The organism is Candidatus Poriferisodalis multihospitum (genome assembly GCF_028283155.1).
GTDB lineage: Bacteria > Actinomycetota > Acidimicrobiia > Acidimicrobiales > Poriferisodalaceae > Poriferisodalis > Poriferisodalis multihospitum.
On sequence record NZ_JAPYOK010000054.1, the window covers coordinates 1 to 3597 of the forward strand.

A 3597-nucleotide genomic window follows, 5' to 3' on the forward strand; every position below is an offset into this window, starting at 1 on the left:
GTGGCCCCGCGCCTCCCACACCTCGCCGAGCGCCAGCTCGACCGTGTCGGCCGCCATCACCCGGTAGGTCGTGTACTTGCCGCCCGCAACCGAGACCAGGCCCGGCGCCACCCGCGTGATCGCGTGCTCGCGGCTCAGCTTGGCGGACTGCTCGGCCGAGTCCGGGGCGTCGCCGGCCACCAGCGGGCGCAGGCCGGCATAGACGCCGCAGATGTCGTCGCGGCTGATCGGGCGGGCCAGCACGCCGTTGAGACGCTCGAGCAGCAGGTCGATGTCGGCGCTGCTGGCGGCGGGGTGGGCGTAGTCGAGATCCCAGTCGCTGTCGGTAGTGCCGATGATCCAGCGCTCGCCCCAGGGCACCACGAACAGCACGCTGGGAGGCGTGGGAACGATGAGCCCGCACTGCAGGTCGATCCGATCCCGCGGCACCAGCAGGTGAATCCCCTTCGATGCACGGATCCGGGTGCGGGACCCGTCGGGGGACTGGGCGCCACGGTCGGCAAGCTGCTCGATCTGGCTCGTCCACACGCCGGTGGCGTTGATCACCGCGTCGGCGTCGAGCTTGAAGGTGCGACCGGTCTCGCCGCAGTGCGCGATGACCCCGCGGACGGCACCGTCGGCAACCACCAGCTCCTGCACGCGGGTGGAGGTGAGGATGCGTGCACCATGGGCGGCAGCAGTGCGGGCGATGGCCACCACCAGTCGGGCGTCGTCGGTCTGGCCGTCCCAATAGGTGATGGCGCCCCGCACGACACCGGCGTCGAGGCCGGGTGCCAGGCGATGGGTGCCGCGCTTGCCGAGGTGCCGGTGCGAGCCATGGGCGTGGAGCCCCCGACCGGCCATCGCGCTGTACAGCGCGATGCCGAGCCCGGTGCGCAGCCGTTCCCGCCAGCCCCGCCGGATCGGGTACAGGAACTGGACGGGGCGCACGAGGTGCGGCGCCAGCCGGCCCAGCAGCAGGCGGCGCTCGGTGAGCGACTCGCGCACCAGGCCGAACTCGAGGCGTTGCAGGTAGCGCAGGCCCCCGTGTATCAGCTTCGATGAACGGCTCGAGGTGCCCGACGCCAGGTCACGCTGCTCCAGCAGGGCCACGCTGTGACCGCGCAGCGCCAGGTCGAGCGCGCAGCCGGCTCCGGTGACACCGCCGCCGATGACCACCACGTCGACGCCGCCGTCACCCTGCTCGCCGCTGAGCTCGTCGAGCCACGCAGCACGCTGCGCCGGCCCCAGCCGGCTGTCACCGGCAGCGTCGGACTCTCGTGACTCAGCCTTGCCGTCGCCGGTCACGGCAGGTTCATTCACTGTTCAGCCGCTCTGCGAAATGCCCGCCCTGCTTAGGCGAACTCGTGGGGCAGGTGGCGGCGGGCCGCCCAGCCGAACAGGATCCAGCCGAAGTCGCCCTCAGTGAGGTTGCGCCGTGCGATGCGTGCCTCCTCGGCGGAGATCGGGATGCCGCGGGTGGCCTTCATCTGCACTTCAGCCACGCGTTCCGCGAGCACGAACCATCCCACCGCGTCGGCCGGGCTGGCTCCCACCGTGAGCAGCCCGTGGTTGGCAAGAATCACCGTGCGGCAGTCGCCGAGGGCAGCGGCGATGCGCTTGCCGCCGTCGGTGGAGAGGACCTGCACTTCCCCGTCGTCGAAGAGTGCGTGGTCTTCGAAAAAGCAGGTCGCCTCCTGGTTGATCGGTTCGATAATCCGCCGTTCAGCCGAGAACGGCGTGCCCCACTGGGTATGGGTATGGGCAGCGGCGCCGATGTCGGGCCGGGCCTCGTGGATGGGGTGATGTATGTGGTAGGCGGCGTTGTTGATGGTTGCAGGCCTGCCTTGCTGGTCGGCGGCGGTGCCGTCGGGCGCCAGCAGCACGAGGTCGTCGACCGTCGCCCGTTCGAAAGGCACGCCGTAGCGCAGCAGCCACATGTGGTCCGGCTGCAGCGGGTCGCGGCAGGTGATGTGGCCGTCGCCCAGCTCGCCCCAGCGGAGCGTTCCGAACAGGCGGTATGCCTGGGCCAGGTCGGCCAGCAGGCGGGAGCGCTCGGCGTGCGGGTCGGTCTCGAACGGCTCGGCGGTCTCGGTGGCAGGGTCGCAAGCATTCACTCCGCGAATTCTGCCACGCCCGCGGTGCGCCGGATACGTCCGTAATCGCTTGCGGACTAGCCTCGGCTACGCAGGACTGTGCGCCTGAAATGGGGGTCTCATGGCAACGGTCACCCTCGACCGGCTGACGAAGAAGTACCCGAACGGGTTCGTCGCCGTCACCGACCTGAACATCGACATCGCCGACGGCGAGTTCCTCGTGCTGGTCGGGCCGTCGGGCTGCGGCAAGTCGACGGCGCTGCGGATGGTGGCCGGTCTCGAGGAGATCAGCGACGGGGATCTGCTGATCGGCAGCGAGCGCATGAACGACGTGGAGCCCAAGGACCGCAACATCGCCATGGTGTTCCAGAGCTATGCGCTGTATCCCCACCTCGACGTGGCCCGCAACATCGGCTTCCCCCTGAAGCTGGCGGGCGTCCCCAAGGCGGAAATCACCGAGCGGGTGCGCACCGCCGCACGCCTGCTCGAGTTGGAGCCGCTGCTCGGCAACAAGCCAGCACAGCTCTCGGGCGGCCAGCGCCAGCGCGTGGCGATGGGCAGGGCCATCGTGCGTGACCCGGCGGTGTTCCTCATGGACGAGCCGCTGTCGAACCTCGATGCCAAGCTGCGGGTGCAGATGCGCGCCGAGATCACGGCCCTGCAGCACCGGCTGGGCGCCACCACCATCTACGTCACGCACGACCAGGTCGAGGCCATGACCATGGGCGACCGCGTGGCGGTGCTCAAGGACGGGCTGCTGCAGCAGGTGGATGACCCGACCGACCTGTACGAGCGGCCCGACAACCTGTTCGTGGCCGGCTTCATCGGCGCTGGCAGCTGCAGCTCGGCTCGCAGGTGCTGGATCTGCCCGGGCGCGTGCTCGACGCGAGACCGGCGCTGCGCGCCTACGACGGCGCGGACGTGGTGGTCGGCATCCGGCCCGAGGCATTTGAAGACGTCTCGGTCGCGACCGGCGACGAGGCTGGACCGCGCCTGCAGGCGACGGTGTCGCTGACCGAGGCGCTGGGCTCGGACCTGCTGCTGCACTTCCCGCTCGACGCACCCTCGGTGGAGGCGGGCGATCCCGACGCGCTCGAAGGCATCGAGGACCGCATGGTGATCGCCCGGGTGCATCCTCGCAGCAGCGCCCGGCCCGGCTCGACTGTCGAGCTCAACGTGGAAATGGACGGCCTGCACTTCTTCGATCCGCAGACCGAAGCCGCCATCCGCTCCTGAGGTGCGCCCGCTGCGGAGGCGGCAGAACCCTCTGCGACCAGCGATCCAGCAGGTCGCAACGTCGCAGAGCCTCCTGCCGCCTCCACAGCTATGGCATCTGCGCGTTCCTGCGCGCCTAGGGCCGCCAGAGGGGTTGGTGCGGGAACGATTGCAGGACGAGTCGACCGAAGAGGTCGCATTCGGCTTGGTGGGGGTAGCCGGACAGGATGAAGGCGTCAATGCCCACGTCGCGGTAGGCGTCGAGCTTGGCCGTGATCTCGTCGGGGTTGCCGACAATTGCAGCTCC

At 69.9% G+C, this 3597-nt stretch carries 1 protein-coding gene and 3 pseudogenes; 1 reads left to right on the plus strand and 3 read right to left on the minus strand.

What is annotated here, in order from left to right; all coding sequences use genetic code 11:
* Positions 1-1167, minus strand: a pseudogene (locus tag VI480_RS04890) (glycerol-3-phosphate dehydrogenase/oxidase); the annotation flags it as partial.
* A gap of 167 nt (positions 1168-1334) precedes the next feature.
* Entirely contained in the window at positions 1335-2096 is a 762-nt protein-coding gene (locus VI480_RS04895) for a class II aldolase/adducin family protein (protein ID WP_323671700.1), read from the minus strand.
* Between the two features lie 100 nt (positions 2097-2196).
* On the opposite strand from VI480_RS04895, the pseudogene VI480_RS04900 reads away from it, so the two are divergent.
* Positions 2197-3311: pseudogene (locus VI480_RS04900) on the plus strand (ABC transporter ATP-binding protein).
* Positions 3312-3426: 115 nt separating this feature from the next.
* Here the strand turns inward: VI480_RS04900 and VI480_RS15595 are convergent.
* A pseudogene (locus VI480_RS15595) lies at positions 3427-3597 on the minus strand (alkanesulfonate monooxygenase); the annotation flags it as partial.